Below are 17,368 nucleotides of genomic sequence, written 5' to 3' on the forward strand. Positions count from 1 at the left end.
GGGGTGTCGGATGCGTTCCGATACGGTTCATCCCCACGCCCGTGGGGAACGCTGGCCGCACTCATTCACGCCGCGAGGGCGGTACGGTTCATCCCCACGCCCGTGGGGAACGCTTCTTCCGGCCAGCATGCAGGGCAAGGCGCCGCGGTTCATCCCCACGCCCGTGGGGAACGCGGATTGGCCGCGAGCGATCCATCCTTGAGCTTCGGTTCATCCCCACGCCCGTGGGGAACGCATGCCCGATTCAACGTGTACGCCGTTACCCGGCGGTTCATCCCCACGCCCGTGGGGAACGCAGTATCGCGGCGACGCCAACGACGCGGCCTTCCGGTTCATCCCCACGCCCGTGGGGAACGCAGCCGAGCGCGAGGTGGTTGTCGAGGCTCGGACGGTTCATCCCCACGCCCGTGGGGAACGCTTGCACCGCCGGATCGATGATGACCGTATCGCCGGTTCATCCCCACGCCCGTGGGGAACGCTCTGCAGCCTCCACCACGTAGCGCATGACCCCCGGTTCATCCCCACGCCCGTGGGGAACGCCTCGTAGCGTTCTGACTTCCCTGCATATCGTTCGGTTCATCCCCACGCCCGTGGGGAACGCTTCGGATTGGCTTTGCTGAATTCCGCCCAGTCCGGTTCATCCCCACGCCCGTGGGGAACGCGGCGCGCAGGCGGCTGGCCTTGTTCTCCAGCGCGGTTCATCCCCACGCCCGTGGGGAACGCGTGATGGCGAATTTCCTCTCCGACGACATCGACGGTTCATCCCCACGCCCGTGGGGAACGCGAGCGCGAGCGTTACCGCGCCCTCCATTCCATCGGTTCATCCCCACGCCCGTGGGGAACGCAGGCCACCGACTGGCGTGTGACCCCGCACCAGCGGTTCATCCCCACGCCCGTGGGGAACGCGCGCTTCCGGCTGCACGTGGCTTCCACCGAAGCGGTTCATCCCCACGCCCGTGGGGAACGCTGCAGCGCACCCATGAAGAAGCGCAAGCGGCACGGTTCATCCCCACGCCCGTGGGGAACGCCACGTGGACGGCGGTCGCCGTGGATCGTGACGCGGTTCATCCCCACGCCCGTGGGGAACGCCTCGGCGCCCGCGACTCGCAGGAAGCGATGGCCGGTTCATCCCCACGCCCGTGGGGAACGCTGCGACTCCGGCCCACAGCGCAGCTACTGCGGCGGTTCATCCCCACGCCCGTGGGGAACGCCAACGCGCAGGCGGACAAAGCCTGTTCGGCCGCGGTTCATCCCCACGCCCGTGGGGAACGCGCGTTCACGGCGCTGACGACCTGCAAGCTCGGCGGTTCATCCCCACGCCCGTGGGGAACGCGCCCGAATTCGCGCGCCTCGTGCAGTCTCACCCGGTTCATCCCCACGCCCGTGGGGAACGCGCCGCCGATGGGGTTGATGAGGTCGAACGTGACGGTTCATCCCCACGCCCGTGGGGAACGCTCCGTTCACATACACCGGCCGCGGCATGTCGGCGGTTCATCCCCACGCCCGTGGGGAACGCAGTCGTCATTTGTTGGCCTCCAGTTCTTTGCGCGGTTCATCCCCACGCCCGTGGGGAACGCCCGCGCAGTTCGCGCAGAGTGGTGTCCGACAACGGTTCATCCCCACGCCCGTGGGGAACGCGTGCTGATTGGCGTCATGGTCGGCGTGCCGGGCGGTTCATCCCCACGCCCGTGGGGAACGCCGCCACTGCACCGACAAGAAACGGATGATGACCGGTTCATCCCCACGCCCGTGGGGAACGCGTGATCCGGTTTGGCGCTATCTGAACCGTCGCCGGTTCATCCCCACGCCCGTGGGGAACGCCAGCTAGAAGCCCGCGCGGATTTCTTGCACCGCGGTTCATCCCCACGCCCGTGGGGAACGCATTTTTCGACCTCCTGTTGTGCCCCTGGAACACGGTTCATCCCCACGCCCGTGGGGAACGCGCCATTCACAACTCGCTCTTCGTAGTACATGCCGGTTCATCCCCACGCCCGTGGGGAACGCGATGCTAAGCTGCGCTCGAACAAGTTCTTGTCCGGTTCATCCCCACGCCCGTGGGGAACGCTGACAGATTTTGCAAAAACGATGCTGCGCGACCGGTTCATCCCCACGCCCGTGGGGAACGCTCGCGCAACTCCCCCACGGCAACCGCCGCGGGCGGTTCATCCCCACGCCCGTGGGGAACGCGCCATGGGTTACATCGAGGCCAAGTGCGGCACCGGTTCATCCCCACGCCCGTGGGGAACGCCCTACTTGGTTCCTCGAAAGGGCCGCGTCTGCCGGTTCATCCCCACGCCCGTGGGGAACGCCTTCAGGCAGCAGGTCGCGGATCGAAACCGCGCGGTTCATCCCCACGCCCGTGGGGAACGCTCTGGCCGAGGACATGGCCCACTTCGCGAACAACGGTTCATCCCCACGCCCGTGGGGAACGCTTCACCGCCTTGCGGATGTCGGCAAAGCCGATCGGTTCATCCCCACGCCCGTGGGGAACGCACATGCAGATCTACAACGAATGGGAGCGCATCCGGTTCATCCCCACGCCCGTGGGGAACGCGCGCCGTTCTGTTCGGTGTGAGACCACGGCCCGCGGTTCATCCCCACGCCCGTGGGGAACGCCGCCGCCCGCAGCATAGCCAGCGCATCGACCCCGGTTCATCCCCACGCCCGTGGGGAACGCTGCGAGAAAGCGCTCGAGGTGCTGCCGCTGCCCGGTTCATCCCCACGCCCGTGGGGAACGCAGGACAGCCCGAGTACCCACACATTGCTGTTACGGTTCATCCCCACGCCCGTGGGGAACGCCTGGGCAGGTCGAGCAGCACGTAGTCCTTGCGCGGTTCATCCCCACGCCCGTGGGGAACGCTCGTCCGCAGACGATACCGGGCTGATGACCCGCGGTTCATCCCCACGCCCGTGGGGAACGCTCGGCCTCGTCCAATTGGCTGGCCTGCGATGCCGGTTCATCCCCACGCCCGTGGGGAACGCGATTTCAACGTCGTTGCGGCAGTATTCCGCCACGGTTCATCCCCACGCCCGTGGGGAACGCATATACCGACCTGAACGGCGCTGAACAGACGCTGGTTCATCCCCACGCCCGTGGGGAACGCAACAGTGCCAATCACGGTAATCCTGGAAGCGTCGGTTCATCCCCACGCCCGTGGGGAACGCGCTGCGCCTGGGTCGCAAGGGAAAGCGATTCACGGTTCATCCCCACGCCCGTGGGGAACGCCGCTTGCCGCCGTCGATCTCGACTTCCTCGGCCGGTTCATCCCCACGCCCGTGGGGAACGCTGGAAGCTCCTCGGTCGCGGCGGCTACGAAGGCGGTTCATCCCCACGCCCGTGGGGAACGCGCCGCCGACGCCTACCTGCGCAACAGCCGCGGCGGTTCATCCCCACGCCCGTGGGGAACGCGTGTGCCCGAAGTGTCACTGCGATAGCTACAGCGGTTCATCCCCACGCCCGTGGGGAACGCGTCCGGTCATGCTGGCGTTCGGCCCTCCCGGCAGGTTCATCCCCACGCCCGTGGGGAACGCGTAACCAAGGAGACCACCACCATGAGCATCACCGGTTCATCCCCACGCCCGTGGGGAACGCTCCGCCGCAACGCCCTCGACGCCGACGTCGGCCGGTTCATCCCCACGCCCGTGGGGAACGCGGGGCGCGGTCGGCCATGGCTCAGCTCTCCACCGGTTCATCCCCACGCCCGTGGGGAACGCCTGAGCGGGAAACTCGCCGAACAGACCATCCGCGGTTCATCCCCACGCCCGTGGGGAACGCGTGGTGCGCAGGCTGCCGCCGTTGTAGAGGGACGGTTCATCCCCACGCCCGTGGGGAACGCGCCCAGCAGTTGCAGCACTCCCGTCACGGCCCCGGTTCATCCCCACGCCCGTGGGGAACGCGACGTGTTCGAGACGTGCGTGCAGATCGGGCGCGGTTCATCCCCACGCCCGTGGGGAACGCCATCGCAGACCTCATTGAGCACGCGCTGTTCGGGGTTCATCCCCACGCCCGTGGGGAACGCGGGGTCGTGCTGGATATCGTGATTGGACACCGCGGTTCATCCCCACGCCCGTGGGGAACGCCCACAGCGTACGCACGGTCCAATACGCGAAGGGGGTTCATCCCCACGCCCGTGGGGAACGCTTCGTAGCGGAGATCTTTCCCGTCTTGATCCACGGTTCATCCCCACGCCCGTGGGGAACGCCTCTCTCTCAGAAAATGCCGCCCGCGAGGCGGCGGTTCATCCCCACGCCCGTGGGGAACGCGTTACGTCGTTCCACGCGCTCCACGAATTGCCCGGTTCATCCCCACGCCCGTGGGGAACGCTCAGCGAACGGCACGCGACCGATACGCCCTGACGGTTCATCCCCACGCCCGTGGGGAACGCCCAAATCCGAAACGCTCGCCGCCCTGCAGGAACGGTTCATCCCCACGCCCGTGGGGAACGCTAGATGCCTCCGCACCCGTCGCAGCGGTTGCCCGGTTCATCCCCACGCCCGTGGGGAACGCCAAGCCCGGCCGCAGCAGCGGTCGGGTAGACCCGGTTCATCCCCACGCCCGTGGGGAACGCCCCCCGAGTTCATTAGAACGCTTCCTCTATCACGGTTCATCCCCACGCCCGTGGGGAACGCGGCGGAGCGGGCAAAGGCGGGATGGAAATCGCCGGTTCATCCCCACGCCCGTGGGGAACGCTCTACTACCAAGGGCAGAAACTGACGTGAAAGCGGTTCATCCCCACGCCCGTGGGGAACGCTTCTCGCCCACCGCGACGGCGGCGGATGCGGGCGGTTCATCCCCACGCCCGTGGGGAACGCCATTCCTGATTCGCGCCTAGCTCCTGCGCGATCGGTTCATCCCCACGCCCGTGGGGAACGCGAAACCCGTCCAGCCATACCCCTCAGACCACCACGGTTCATCCCCACGCCCGTGGGGAACGCCGCCAACAATACCCACACGCCCATAACGCCCCCGGTTCATCCCCACGCCCGTGGGGAACGCGGCTTAATGCCGTGCAGAACGACCTTGGAAACCGGTTCATCCCCACGCCCGTGGGGAACGCGGCTCACGCCGTCGAGAACTACCACACGACCGCGGTTCATCCCCACGCCCGTGGGGAACGCACGCGGACACAAAAACTGTCCCGTCTCCCGATCGGTTCATCCCCACGCCCGTGGGGAACGCTTCAGGACCTGCGGTTCGTGCCCCTTCGGAACCGGTTCATCCCCACGCCCGTGGGGAACGCCCCACGGGATAAAGCCCCCGCGAGGTATCCGACGGTTCATCCCCACGCCCGTGGGGAACGCACTTCTTCCATCTCCATGAATTCACATGGAAATTTCAGAGCGCAAAATTCTACCAACGATTTTTGATGCCGAAAGAATTTTTCCGGATTGTTAAGGATCGAGATTCTCGACTTCCGGATGGAAGCTTACCAGCCGCACTCCATCCCAGTCCGCCGGCAGGCGGCGGTTGGCGCCTAGGGTCTGGAATTCGAAGCCGGCTTCGTTGTTCGTGTGCCAGGCCATGACGGCGTTGCCGTCTTCGATGCCGTCTTCCACCTGGGTCCAAATATGCTCCCGCACCTTTCGAGAATAGTTGCCGACATAGACGCCCGCGCGGATCTCCAGTAGCCACACCGCAAGTCGCCCGCGCAGCCGGGGCGGGGCGTTTTCAAGAACGATGACCAGCATCGCCAAGGCTTTCCGGGTTGGGGATGGCGGGCCCGACGGCGTTTTCGGGGGGATCGGGACGAGGGATTTCCCCCGCGGCAAGGATCTCCTCGATGTCCGGGATGATGCGCTCCAGGAGCCTTGTCTGCCGGAAGATGTCGCGGCAGGCGAGGCGGACGGCGCGCTCCGGATTGCCGGGTTCGCTCGCGGCGACCTTGAAAGCGGCGGGGACGACAGTCTCGAATTTGTAGATGTCGGCCACGTCGTAGACGAAGGACAGCGGTTTGCCCGTATGGATGAAGCCGACGGCGGGCGCGTAGCCCGCGGCGAGGACGGCGGCTTCGGTTACGCCATAGAGGGCCGCTGTGGCCGAGGACAGGCAGCGATTGGGGAGATCGGAAACGTCCCAGTCTTCCGGGTTGTAATCGCGTCCCGACCATTTCACGCTGAACTTCTGCGCAAGCAACTGATAGGTGCGCCGCACGCGCGCCCCTTCGATACCGCGCAGTTGCTCGACGCTGCGCCGCGCGGGCGGCTCTTCGCCGAAGCGCAACGCGTACATCTTGCGCACGACTTTCAGCCGCAGCGTTTCATCGAGCGCGAGCTTCGCCTGATATAGCAGCCGGTCGGCCCGAGCGCCGCCGGGCTGGCCGGACGAATACAACCGGACACCGGCCTCGCCGACCCACACGAGCAGCGTCCCGACCCGGGCGGCGAGCGCTGCCGCCCGGTGGGAGACGCGCGTTCCGGGCTCCAGCATGATGCAGGCAACCCCACCCACCGGAATATGCGTGAGGACCGGACGGACACGTTCGCCTTCGCAGTCGACGCGCACGAAGGCGCCATCGATCACGTCGATCTCGCCGCGCTCGACGAAGACGATCGACATCCGCTCCTTGATGGCGATGGGTTTGAGTGGCGGCAGCACGTTCAGATTTCTCCTGCGCGGCGAAGCGCTTCGTGCACCAGATCGGTCGGCACCCGATACCCGAACGAGGATAGCGCATCGAAAAGCGGTGCCAGCGCATCGATCTCGCCGGCCTTGCGGGCCGCAAGCAGTATGCCGACGGTGCCGACGACCGGGATGCCGAGTTGCCGGGCGACGCGTCGCCCTTTGCGTTCGTCGACGAGGGCAGGGCAAGCGCGGTCGCGCGCGAGGATCAGCGCAGCCGCTTCGCCCGCGTCTAGCAAATGATCGGCGGCGAACTGCTCCGTGCCGGTCACCTCGACGCACTCGAACAATCCGGACTCGCGCGCTGAGAGAATGGCCCGAGCGCCGGGGCGCTGCGGATGGACGGTGCATTCGGCGAACACTTCGCCCGGCACCAGCACTTCGTCGAAATGGCGCGGCAGCAACCGGAGCAGATCCAGTCGCGCCAATGCGATCAGCGGTCCGCTATCGGCGACGACCATGATTCGCGATCACATCGAGCTCATCGTTGAGCTCGTCCGGCGTCTGCTGGACGACCGCGACACCCGCGGCTCCCGTGCGTTCGATCATCTCCTCGATGCCCAGCCCGGCGAACTTCGCGGCCTGCGCCAGCGTCAGCGTGCCCTCGTCGAACAGCTTGATCGCCAGCGACGTCCGCACGCCGCTTTCCAGCAAGGCATCGTCGAAGGGCACGGCAACGAAGACCGGGTTGCCGTGTTTGGTGACGACGGACAGCTTGCCCGCCTCGGCACCGCGGATCAGCTCCCCGGTGCGCTCGCGCAGGTCGCGGACGGTGAAGGTTTCCATGGCGGGCTCCGGTCGCATGATTGTGCTATCAAATGATAGAACAAATCACTCGGCGCGACGGACGAGCAGCAGACCGCAACCGAAGGCTTTGGCCCGGCCTATGCCCGCGACGAGGGCTAGCTGCAATTTTGCAGGGTCGGTCACCTCAACCATTCCCTCGTAGTCCACCGAAGAAAACTGGATTCTTCTTCCCCGATGTTCCAGGCGATGCTGCGTATAACCTGTCCAGTCGATGCTCGGTTCCAGTTCGCCGCTGAATCGGCTGAGTCTGTCGACGGAGCGCACGCCTGCTTCTCCCAGGCGCTTGGAGATCCATGTTCGCGCCGCATTGTCGAGCGCATCCCATTGGGCCTGCTTGTGTTCGCTCGATCCGGATTCGGGTACGGGATGACGGCGCTTGGTCGCCATCAGCACGTCATGAAATCGCCGTCGGACGCGCTGAGGCTTCTCTTTCAGACCGGAGAGCGTTCTTTGGGCGTTGTAGCGTGCCAGCTCTGTGGAGCCTACCGCCTCGGCCGTTGCCTCGGTTGGGTTTGCGCGTAGTCGGAAGTGCAGCCGGTCCCCCGTATGCAGCGCCGGCGCAAAGGGTTTCGAGGCGACGTCCAGCAAGCCCGGTATCGACCGTGGCTGGCGCTGCGAGACGACGTAGTATTCGGGCCAGTCGTTCGGGTCTCGCTCGGCACGGAAGACGAAGTCTCGCCGTGCTTCGGCATCGCCGGGGAACAGACGCCACATCATGGCATGGTCGATATAGGCGTCGCCGCAAGTAAGGCGCAGGAGTTCCCGCCGATCCAGCCCGGCGAGATCCAGGCGTACACGCGAGAAGTAATGGTGATCGCTCACGAAGCATCCTCCAGCCGCATGAATTCCTGTCTGGGAGAAAACTGCCAGCGACGGCGGGACGTGGGGGTGTCGTGCCGCGTCAGTGACATGGTCGCGGGGCTATCCGGGGCGAGCGCTTCGACGCCCCATGCTTCGTCCCAGTAGTACCGCGCTTGCCCGCTGCCGAGTTTCAGCCAGCGTTGTGCGATGTTGCTGGCGCGGGTTGCATCCTTGTCCAGTTCCGGGAACGGCGATGCGTCGAAGGCGTCGAGCGCGGATTTGAGGCTGTCGAATTCGGCGACTCGCGGCGCGAGCGGCGCCGACAGAGGGCAGGATTTCCGTCCGAGATACAGGGGAAATGCCGGATACCGCAACGCTTCGGTCAGCCGGCCGAGCGACCAGGGGGCCTCGGGCGTCGTGCCCACTGCCACGGTGGCGAACGCGTCGCAGCGGTACTCGCGCGCAGACAGCAAAGTGCCGAGCTGCTCGCGAGTCGGCAGCGCGAGTTCCTGGCGGCGGGTTCGATAGGTCAGCTTCTTCAGTTGCGGGCCTGCTTGAACCGTGTGGTAATCGCGGAGCGGATGACCTGTAGCGTGCAGTTTGATGCCGAAGCGATAGCCGGCGTTGAGGCGTGCCTGGGCGTCGTCGTCTTCACGGCGCACCCCGAGCGCCGCGCCGAGCAGGCCGAGCAGCGCCGAGCGCGATGGCTGGCTGGCCGAGTGCCGTGATTCACCGACCGCGATTTCGCCCCAGCTTGCCATCGGCCCGTAGAGCCGGAAGACCAGGTACTCGGCCATGTTCAGGCTCCGGCGACGAAGTCGACCAGTTCGGCCATGCTTCCCTCGCCCGCGAGGACATCGAACTGTTTGTGCGCATCGGCACACGGACCATAGACCTTGTCCATGTTGTCGCGAACCCTGATCAGTTCAGTGGTAGTCGCGTGGCCGTAGTCCCCGCCGTTGATCGGTTTCAGGAAGGCGAGCGACAGCGATCGCGGTTGGCGCTGTCCTTTCTCTGCCAGCGCGAAATGAGCGTAGGCGCGCGAGGCGAAGCTGTTCTGCTTGCCGGAGGGGCCGACCGTGAGCGCCGTCTCGGTCAGTGCGCGCAGTGCCCTCGCAGTCAGGGTCTCGTCGCCGCCCAGATTCTTCAGCAGCTGGTCGCGATCGATGCAGATGTATTGATAGAAAAGGGCCGACGCGAATCCGGCCTCGCCGACGTGGCCCGCGCCGGTCTCGTCACGCTGGTTGAGGTCGTCGACGGCCGTGAAGTAATCGTCTTCGACGGCCGACGCGTGCACGCCGAGCGCGTGCGCGACCTGCACCGCCGCTTCTCCGTTGCATTCCGGCCGGTCGGCGATCATGCGGCCGAACATTCCGATGTCTACCGCATATTGCGTGTGCAGCAGGCCGTCCAGCTCCTCGTCGGTCGGGGGACGTCTCTCGGAAATCAGGGTCCGGCTCAGGGCATTGAGAGTTTCGCGTTCTTCGGGGGAGACGTGCACCAGGGTTTCGGTTTCGAGCGGGTTGTCTTTCTTCGGTTTGCCGAAGACCGCCGTAATCTTCGCCGCCCAATCCCTGGCGTCGGACTCCTTGATGTCACCCGCCACGAGCGCGTTGTAGGTTTCGGCCCCGAGGCGTTTGGTTCTCGTGCCGATGTGGCCGCTCAGCGCCGACTGGAATACGTCCGAGGTACGCCATGCGCGTTTGAGACTTTGCGACGAGACGCGAAGGCGTTCCGTGCCGCCGACCTTTGCCGTCTTGGGGCGGCCGAGATCGTCCCGATTGAGGTTGGAGGGCGGATAGGCGACGAGCAGATGTAGCTGGATGAAACGGGTCATATGAGTCTCCCTTGCGTATGCAACATGTTCGCGATGTCAGGCGAGGTCCTTGTTCGATTCCAGATGCTTCGCCGCGGTGAAGTACTCGGTCGCCCAGCGAACGCGAAGGCGGTCCTTCGGCTTGCCGGGCTGATGGCCCCGGAATTCCCGCACCCAGGCCAGAAGATCGTCGGCCAGCATCACAACGTCGGCCTTCTTGCCGACGAGCTGAATCGCCCGTCGGCCGAGCTGAAAGAACTCGGCTTCGGTCGATGCGGTTTGCAGGCGCGCAAAACGCATGGCGCTCATGTGCGGCCGGTCAGCGTCGTTGGTTTCACCGAGCCGGGCGCCGAAGCTGGATCCATCCTTCAAGTCGGTTTCGACATGGGCGAGCAGGCCGGCTACGAGCGCATACGCGGTGGCGTCGCCCTCGACGTAGGGCGTCTGCTTTCCTGCTTCGAGTGGCAGCAGCGCGTGAGCGAGGCGCACGAAGGCACCGAGCAGCAGTACCTGATCGGGAGTTTCGCAGCGACGCAATTCGGCCCGGTCGCGGCGGGTAAACATCGAGAACCTTTTATTCGGCTCGGGTTCGTCTTCGCTGTGCGGCTGCAACGCGTACCACCAGTTCCGAACGGTTTCGGCCTGGGCGGGAGACAGGAAGCGCAGTTTTTCGGTCATGCCGGCTCCTTCAGCTGTTCATTCACGAATTTCCACATCGCTCTCATCGGCTTGGCAGCGTTGAGCCACTTCGCCAGGTCGGCACGCGCCCTCACCGTTCGTTCGATGTCCCAGTCCTTTTCGTATTCGCCCGTCACCCAATCGTCGAACAGGTCGAGGGCAGTCTTCCGCACCGCACGCAGCCACGCGCGCTGCGTTGAAGCGAGAGGTACGGGCTCCAGACCTTCCGGCAGCGTCAGTGCGTCGAGGGCGCGGTAGAAGGTTGTCTCCGACGCCTGCCAGAAACTTTGTCCGATGGCCGGCTCATCCTTGAGATCGCCGGGGCGATCGGCCCAAGCCTTCTTCACATGTCCGGAAAGCAGCTTTGCCGCTTCTACCGCGACATCGAGCAGGTCGCGAACGTGGTGTCGGAACTCATTCTCACGGCCGCCTGGAGGCGAGTGGACCGGAAGCGTCGCGTCGTACCAGCAACGGGCTTTCATGTTGTCCATGTCGTACCCCGAAACCCACAAACGCGGCTCGGGGCCGGGCGGGAGCAGGTCGCGTTTTTCCGTCAGGTAATGACGAACCACGCGTGCCGATTCGGGTTGGCGGTCGGCGTTGCCCATGACCAATCCGAGCCAGTGGCGATAGCCGATCCCGCCCTTCTGCCCCTTCATCGAGAGCGGCAGTTCCTTGTCTTTCGGATCGTGGTAGTACGGGGTCAGCGGGTGCTCCCAGCCGAGATAGTTGATGCCGTAGTTTCGGGTTCGGTAGCCGGTCAGCAGGCGTTCGGATGCTATTCCGCAGATATCGCAGTGGCCGGCGCGCACGCGCGTCCAGTCGAGGCGGATACGCCGCGGCATGCTCCAGTAAGCCTGCAACGGGTGGGCATCGTCGGGTGTAGTCTGCCCGTCCTTCCGTTCGCTGGTCCGCGTCGGGGCCAGCCACGGCAGGATGTCCGATCGCGCCTGGCCCGTGCAGGAACCGTTCAGTTGGGCGATCTTGTTCCGCGGGAGGACATTCAGCCACAGGCGGTGCCACAGGCTGGGTGGCGTTCCGTCGATTGCGGAGGGTACGAGGAGACAGGTCAGCGGTCCGCCTCCCCGGAGGGATACCCGGTGACCGACGCCGCCAGAGGGCGCGTTAATTTGCAGGGCGTATAGCGCGATTGCTGCGCAAGCGGGACACATGGCTTCGACGCGATCCCGCTTGTTGAAGAAATCGAGGTTGTCCCGAATGGTCTTGTCACCCGGGGCGTCGATGAGCAGTGAGGCGATCGGCTTTTCTTCGCCGTTGGGCAAGTCGAGATCCTGCATGAAGGCAGGGCCGTCGCCGTCGAGCACGAACGCATCGCGCCACGGAGCGAACGCAGCTTTCAGCGCGTTCTCGTCAGGAGGCGATTCCCAGTACTCCAGCCATTCGTCTTCGTCTTCCGGTGCGAAGGTGGTTTGCAGGAGGCCGATGAGAAACTGGTAGAGCGCGGAACGGAAGTCGGGACGGGCGGCAACGATGTCAATGAGGTCCGGGCGCGCGATAGCTGTGGGCGAATGACCCTCCGCTTTCTCGGTGCGGTCCAAGAGCGGCAAGAGATTCAGCTCAATGAGTGTCATCGGCGACCTCGAATGTTATGTCGTAACGATAGCTGCATCGTATTCGTTTGGGTTATGCGAGTCAACTTCACGTACACAGACTCATCAAGTTTAATTTTTGTGGATTCGCCGATCCGATGCTACAGTCGTATGTCCATTTGTTCCCCTCTTATTGGGGATGGACCGCTTGAAGAGTCGGGTTAAGTGGGAGTTCCCCACGTTCGTGGGGACGGCATAGGCAGTGCCTTCGGCAAACCGGACCTCGTTCGCTGCGAGGTCCGGTCTCCCGGATCGATCGTGCGAGGCTCATTTTTCGGCTCGTTTCGTCTCGAGGCCCAGACGGGCGTCGTAGTGCACTTCCACTTTTTCTCCTTTCAGATTCAGCCCCTCCGCATGTCCGACTTCGCCGTCGCACTCCACCGGCAGGATGTCGGCGTATTTCAGGAAGCGATGCGTCTGCTTCAGCGCCTCGATTCCACTTCCGAAACGGGCGATCCATTCGCTGGCAAGGCAGTCGAGCCGTCGTGCGGGCACCTTCACTGCACTCGCCGCCCAGGGGTGGGCGTGTCCGGCCGCCCACGGCCGCAATCCGCTGGCGTCTGCCACTGCTAACACGAATTCGCGGTCCTCGTCGCCGAGACGCGTCGGCTTGTCTTCCTCGCGATCCCAGCGGCCGGCTTCCTGGCAGTAGCCTTGGCCGAAATCGAGGGTGTTCGTGTTCGCGAGGGTTCGGTCGCCGATGGCTTCGCCCTGCTTTTTCAACGATGCGTCTTGCAGGCCCGGCGGTATGTCGAGTTCGGCGTCCGGCCCGTACACGGCTTCGATCAGCGTTCGGGCGCCTTCCGGCATGACGATGGCGCCGGTTGTCGCGAGGATTCGTTGCGTCAGCCATAGACGGCCGGTATCGGCATACACCCGCGATGCGCGCGGAAAGGGGCCGCGGTGCCAGTCGGCGGCGGGGTCGGCGTCGAATTCCGGGGCCAGAACGATGAGCTCCGGCGCCGGTCGCCCTTCGATGTCGGACGGATTTCCCGATGCGTCGCGGGTATGCCGGTGCAGACGGCCGGCGCGCTGGATCAGGAGATCGACCGGCGCGAGATCCGAAATCATGACGTCCGCGTCGCAATCGACCGACTGCTCCATGACTTGCGATGAGACCACGATTCGGGCGTGACGGGAGTCGCTGTCGGAGTCCTTTCCGAGCACGTCGAGTACGTGGTCCTCGATCACGAGCCGGTCGGCGAGGGCGTAGCGGCTATGGAAGAGTGTCAGACGCGCGACGTCGATGCCCTCTGTTTGCCGCAAGCGTTCCCAGGCGTCGCGGGCATCGTCCACGGTGTTGCGAATCCACACAACACATTGTCCGGCCGCCGCCGCACCGCGAATGCGGCGAATGACCTCGTCAAGGTCATGCAGAAACCGCACCTGGACCCGACGTGCGACTTCCGGCCTGGTACCGACTGGAGTGCGCGAAACTCCACCTTCATGGACATGGGTGACGAGAGGATAAGGCGCCGCTTCTTCCTCCCCGTCTTCGCAGGATGTGCGAAGGCCGCGCCGGAATGCGCCGACCAAGATACTGCGGAGCTCCGCAGGCAAGGTGGCGGAGAGGAGGACGGCGCTGCCGCCTTGGCGTGCGTGCTGTTCGAGGAGGACCTGGAGAAGCCGTCCGGTGTAAGCGTCATAGGCATGGACTTCATCCGCCACCAGTACCTTGCCTTGCAGGCCGAGCAGTCGCAACGACTGGTGCTGCGCCGGCAGGGCCGCGAGGAGCGCCTGATCGAGCGTGCCGACGCCGACATTGGCCAGCAGCGCTTTCTTGTTCGAGTCGGCGATCCATGCGGTGCAAAGCGCGCTGGCCGTGGCCTCACGGCTGTCGTAATCGCGGTCGGCCGGCTGGACCGGAAGGATGCTGGCGCTGAAGTCATCGACCAGCTCGCGTGCCCCGTGGGCCAGTACGAGTGACGGAGCCGGACGAGGACGGAAGAAACGGCGGTAGACGGTGCCGACCCTACGGTACATCTGGTTAGACGTCGCCATTGTCGGCAGTCCGAAATACAGGCCGCTCCCTTGGCCGCTTGTCATCAACCGGTGTGCGAAGATCAGCGCCGCCTCGGTCTTGCCGGCCCCGGTGACGTCTTCCAGGAGGATCAGCTGAGGACCGCGGGCGAGCGGCGTTTCGGCCGCAAACTGCTGCAAGGGGGTGGGCGGAGTCAGGTAGCTGAACAACGCTTGGGCCGATGCGAAAGGAGCCACTTGGGCCAGATTGAGACCGATCTGTTCAAGCGCCTTTTCTGCTTGCGGAAGGGCATGGTCGTGCCAGTAACGTTCAAGCGGAAGCGGTTCGGCAAGATACGGGAAGCAGGTTTGACTCGAACCGACCCAATCCGAAAGGACTGCGAAACCCGCCAACTGCCAGGATGCATCGTACAGCGCCTGCTTGAGCGAGCCGTCCGGTTCCGGTAGCCCCTCTGGTAGAAGGAATTCGGCAAGGTCGGCGACGAAACGGGCTGCAGCGACGAGGTCTTCCTCGTGGAAGTAGAAATCGGGTTCGATCGGCAATGTTCCGTCGGTCTCCCGGGGCGGGACGCCATGATGGCCGGTGGTGGCGCGCAACCACGTCAGCCACGCCGAGTTCTTCGGTGCAGGCAGACGCGGTAGGGCTATCTGCTGCCGAATCCGCGATTTCCACGCAACCCAGCCGAGCGTGTCGTGACGTATGCCGTTGCCGTAGCGATAGCGGGGGTTCGGGGAGACCAGCGTAGCGTTGGCGAAGCTCACCTGATTCTGAAAGCCGCGCGCAAATTTTCCGAGATCGTGGAGCGCAAGGAAGAACACGGCCAAGGCGTCGTGTTGATCCGGCTCGAGTTGTGTGGTCGCGAACCAACGGTCGAGGATGATTCGCTGTTTGCGTAGCAGTACTGCGCCGACGGCCGCCACATCCAGGCAGTGATACGGCAGCAAGTGATATCCGGCCCCGTCTCCGTCCTGCGGTCGCGCCTTGCCCCAGTACCGAAAGTATTCCGGATCGCTCATCGGGCCCGTCCCTCAATCTCGTTGGCGTCCATTGTCGGACTTGCCGGGCTCACCGGATGAGCCTCTCGCGATCATCCTTTTTGTATTTCTCCATCATCCCTGCCACCTCCGCCGCCACCACCCGCCGCAACCCCTCCGGCCCCAGCACCTCGCAATGCGTCCCGTGCTTCAGCACATCCATCATCAGTTCCCGGTGATCGGCATACGGCACTTCGAGCACGTAGCTGCCATCCGCCTCGAATGCGCCGCGCTGCTGAGGGTGCCAGTGTTCGGTCGCGACCCAGCGTGCCCGTTCCGCCGAGAAGCGCAGCCGCGCCCACTGCAATTCATTGCCGGCGAAGATGCCGTAACCGGGGCCGAGGACGGTGTCGAGGGTCTGGTTGGGAATGTCTTTCGCTACGGTGTCGAGGAGTTCGACCTGACGGATGCTGTCGACGGCGAAGTTGCGCAGTGCGCCGCGCAGGTGGCACCAGGCGTCGAGGTACCAGTTTTCGCGGTAATGGACGAGGCGTTGCGGCGAGATTTCGCGCGTCGTCTCGGCGTCGCGGCCGCGGGCGTAGTAGCGGATGGCGAGGCGCTTGCGGCGCAGCAGTGCGGAGCCGATGTTCTCGAAGTGGGCGAGCTTGAGGCTGCGCTTGCCGATGCCGACGATCAGCACGCGGCGGCGGATTTCGTCGGCGGGATGGTCGGTGGCGCCCAACAGCTTGTTGAGGCGGGCAACGAGCGGCTGCACGTGCGGGGCGAGGAGGCCGCCGGGGTCGAGGTTGGCGAGGAGATGCTGCATCGTCAGCAGCGCGTGGATTTCCTTGTCGGAGAACCACAGGCCGGGCAGTTCGTACTGCGCGCCGCTGGTCAGGCGAGGATCGAGACGGTAGCCGCCGAGCTCGGGGTCCCACGCGATCGGGATGTTCATGACATTGCGCAGGAAGGCGATGTCGCGCTTGAGGGTGGCCGGGGAGACCTCGAGCGTTTCCAGCAGCATGCGGCGGCTCACGGAGCGCCGTTCGTCGAGGAACTTGCGGATGCGGATGATGCGGTCGGTCTGGCTCACTGCAGCCTCGGGGGTGACGTGACGCAATCATAGCGATCACGCCCCCCGCGAGGCGGTGAAGAATGCCCTTGTCTTGGTTGAACGGCTGCGAGCGGCGCAGCGCGCGGTTCGCTATCCGCTCAGGGCTCGGTCTTTCCCAGCCGTGCCGAAATCGCCTTCGCGCACGCGCGCAGCTTCGTCGCCACCGCGCCGTCCCATGCCGGATCGAAGCTCGCGGCGGGGCCCATCGCGGTGATCGCCAGGGCGAGGTGGCCGTTATGGTCGAAAACCGGGGCGGTGAAGGCGTTGATGCCGGGGATCGGCTTGCCGAGGGCGCGGGCGAGGCGCTCGCGGCGGATCTCGGCGAACTCGGCTTCGAGCTGTTCGCGCGTGAGGGCCTGGCGGGCGAATTCGTCCTCAATGAGGGCGGTCGTCTGGCGTGCGGGGAGGAAGGCGGCGAAGGTGCGGCCGGTGGCGGAGGTGAGGAGGTCCATGACCGTGCCGACGCGCATGTTCACATGCACCTGCCGGCTGCATTCCTCGATGCTGACGATGGTCGGGCCGTGGTTGCCCCATACGGCGACCGCGACGTTCTGCTGGATCTCGTCCGAGAGCCGTGCTGCCTCGGGCGTCGCGACGCGCAGCGGGTTCACGCCGTGCAGCGCCGACAGGCCCATCTGCAGCGCGAAGGCGCCCAGCCCGTAGCGGCCGGTCACCGGGTCCTGCTCGATGAGGCCGAGCTTGCCGAAGCTCACGAGGTAGGGGTGGGCCTTGGCCGGCGGCATGCCCGCCTCGCGGGCGAGGTCCTTGAGGATCATCGGCGCATCGTGACGGACCAGCGCCTGCAGTAGTGCGCCGCCGACTTCGATCGACTGGATGCCGCGCCGGTCGCCGCTCTTCCCGCTCGGGCGCTCTTCGAGTGTTTCGTTGTCCAATCTGTTGTCTCCCATGAGGGCGAATCTTAGCAGCTGTGGGGGCGCTGCATTCTGCGTGCAATTCAACGATAGCAA

General features: G+C 65.2%; 12 protein-coding genes and 1 CRISPR repeat array (1 of these 13 cut by a window edge). All 12 genes read right to left on the reverse strand.

What is annotated here, in order from left to right:
- Positions 1–5,301: a CRISPR direct-repeat array (repeat unit 29 nt; unit sequence CGGTTCATCCCCACGCCCGTGGGGAACGC) (it extends 893 nt beyond the left edge of the window).
- A gap of 90 nt (positions 5,302–5,391) precedes the next feature.
- Positions 5,392–5,688 carry a type I-E CRISPR-associated endoribonuclease Cas2e gene (gene cas2e / locus GPA22_RS13630; protein WP_169256613.1) on the reverse strand — a complete coding sequence of 99 codons (297 nt, stop codon included), beginning with the start codon at positions 5,686–5,688 and terminating at the stop codon, positions 5,392–5,394.
- On the reverse strand, positions 5,669–6,595 hold the full coding sequence (gene cas1e / locus GPA22_RS13635) for a type I-E CRISPR-associated endonuclease Cas1e (protein WP_169256614.1): 927 nt from the start codon (positions 6,593–6,595) through the stop codon (positions 5,669–5,671). The genes cas2e and cas1e overlap by 20 nt, the downstream gene beginning before the upstream one ends.
- A gap of 2 nt (positions 6,596–6,597) precedes the next feature.
- Positions 6,598–7,080, reverse strand: a complete 483-nt coding sequence (locus GPA22_RS13640) for a PIN domain-containing protein (RefSeq protein WP_169256615.1) — start codon at positions 7,078–7,080, stop codon at positions 6,598–6,600.
- On the reverse strand, positions 7,064–7,405 hold the full coding sequence (locus tag GPA22_RS13645) for a DUF7317 family protein (RefSeq protein WP_169256616.1): 342 nt from the start codon (positions 7,403–7,405) through the stop codon (positions 7,064–7,066). The genes GPA22_RS13640 and GPA22_RS13645 overlap by 17 nt, the downstream gene beginning before the upstream one ends.
- 45 nt (positions 7,406–7,450) lie before the next feature.
- On the reverse strand, positions 7,451–8,248 hold the full coding sequence (cas6e, locus tag GPA22_RS13650) for a type I-E CRISPR-associated protein Cas6/Cse3/CasE (RefSeq protein ID WP_169256617.1): 798 nt from the start codon (positions 8,246–8,248) through the stop codon (positions 7,451–7,453).
- Complete coding sequence (gene cas5e / locus GPA22_RS13655; RefSeq protein WP_169256618.1) at positions 8,245–9,024, reverse strand: type I-E CRISPR-associated protein Cas5/CasD; 780 nt, start codon at positions 9,022–9,024, stop codon at positions 8,245–8,247. Before cas5e ends, cas6e begins: the two co-directional genes overlap by 4 nt.
- A 2-nt stretch (positions 9,025–9,026) precedes the next feature.
- Positions 9,027–10,064 carry a type I-E CRISPR-associated protein Cas7/Cse4/CasC gene (gene cas7e / locus GPA22_RS13660; protein WP_169256619.1) on the reverse strand — a complete coding sequence of 346 codons (1,038 nt, stop codon included), beginning with the start codon at positions 10,062–10,064 and terminating at the stop codon, positions 9,027–9,029.
- 36 nt (positions 10,065–10,100) lie between these two features.
- Positions 10,101–10,721, reverse strand: coding sequence for a type I-E CRISPR-associated protein Cse2/CasB (gene casB / locus GPA22_RS13665; protein ID WP_169256620.1), 621 nt, complete (start codon positions 10,719–10,721; stop codon positions 10,101–10,103).
- A complete protein-coding gene (gene casA, locus GPA22_RS13670) occupies positions 10,718–12,313 on the reverse strand; it encodes a type I-E CRISPR-associated protein Cse1/CasA (protein ID WP_169256621.1) in 1,596 nt (531 codons plus the stop codon). The genes casB and casA overlap by 4 nt, the downstream gene beginning before the upstream one ends.
- A gap of 285 nt (positions 12,314–12,598) precedes the next feature.
- Positions 12,599–15,328, reverse strand: coding sequence for a CRISPR-associated helicase Cas3' (cas3, locus tag GPA22_RS13675; RefSeq protein ID WP_169256622.1), 2,730 nt, complete (start codon positions 15,326–15,328; stop codon positions 12,599–12,601).
- 49 nt (positions 15,329–15,377) lie between these two features.
- Complete coding sequence (locus GPA22_RS13680; protein WP_169256623.1) at positions 15,378–16,379, reverse strand: WYL domain-containing protein; 1,002 nt, start codon at positions 16,377–16,379, stop codon at positions 15,378–15,380.
- Between the two features lie 119 nt (positions 16,380–16,498).
- A complete protein-coding gene (locus GPA22_RS13685; RefSeq protein WP_246264360.1) occupies positions 16,499–17,293 on the reverse strand; it encodes an IclR family transcriptional regulator in 795 nt (264 codons plus the stop codon).
- Between the last annotated feature and the right edge of the window lie 75 nt (positions 17,294–17,368).

The organism is Aromatoleum toluvorans, assembly GCF_012910905.1.
Classification (GTDB): Bacteria; Pseudomonadota; Gammaproteobacteria; order Burkholderiales; family Rhodocyclaceae; genus Aromatoleum; species Aromatoleum toluvorans.

What these genes read in the sequence shown, in the direction of transcription:
- cas2e (WP_169256613.1), bottom strand. Translation starts at nt 5,688, where the DNA reads ATGCTGGTCATCGTTCTTGAAAACGCCCCGCCCCGGCTGCGCGGGCGA.
- GPA22_RS13640 (WP_169256615.1), bottom strand. Translation starts at nt 7,080, where the DNA reads ATGGTCGTCGCCGATAGCGGACCGCTGATCGCATTGGCGCGACTGGAT.
- GPA22_RS13645 (WP_169256616.1), bottom strand. Translation starts at nt 7,405, where the DNA reads ATGGAAACCTTCACCGTCCGCGACCTGCGCGAGCGCACCGGGGAGCTG.
- cas5e (WP_169256618.1), bottom strand. Translation starts at nt 9,024, where the DNA reads ATGGCCGAGTACCTGGTCTTCCGGCTCTACGGGCCGATGGCAAGCTGG.
- cas7e (WP_169256619.1), bottom strand. Translation starts at nt 10,064, where the DNA reads ATGACCCGTTTCATCCAGCTACATCTGCTCGTCGCCTATCCGCCCTCC.
- casB (WP_169256620.1), bottom strand. Translation starts at nt 10,721, where the DNA reads ATGACCGAAAAACTGCGCTTCCTGTCTCCCGCCCAGGCCGAAACCGTT.
- casA (WP_169256621.1), bottom strand. Translation starts at nt 12,313, where the DNA reads ATGACACTCATTGAGCTGAATCTCTTGCCGCTCTTGGACCGCACCGAG.
- cas3 (WP_169256622.1), bottom strand. Translation starts at nt 15,328, where the DNA reads ATGAGCGATCCGGAATACTTTCGGTACTGGGGCAAGGCGCGACCGCAG.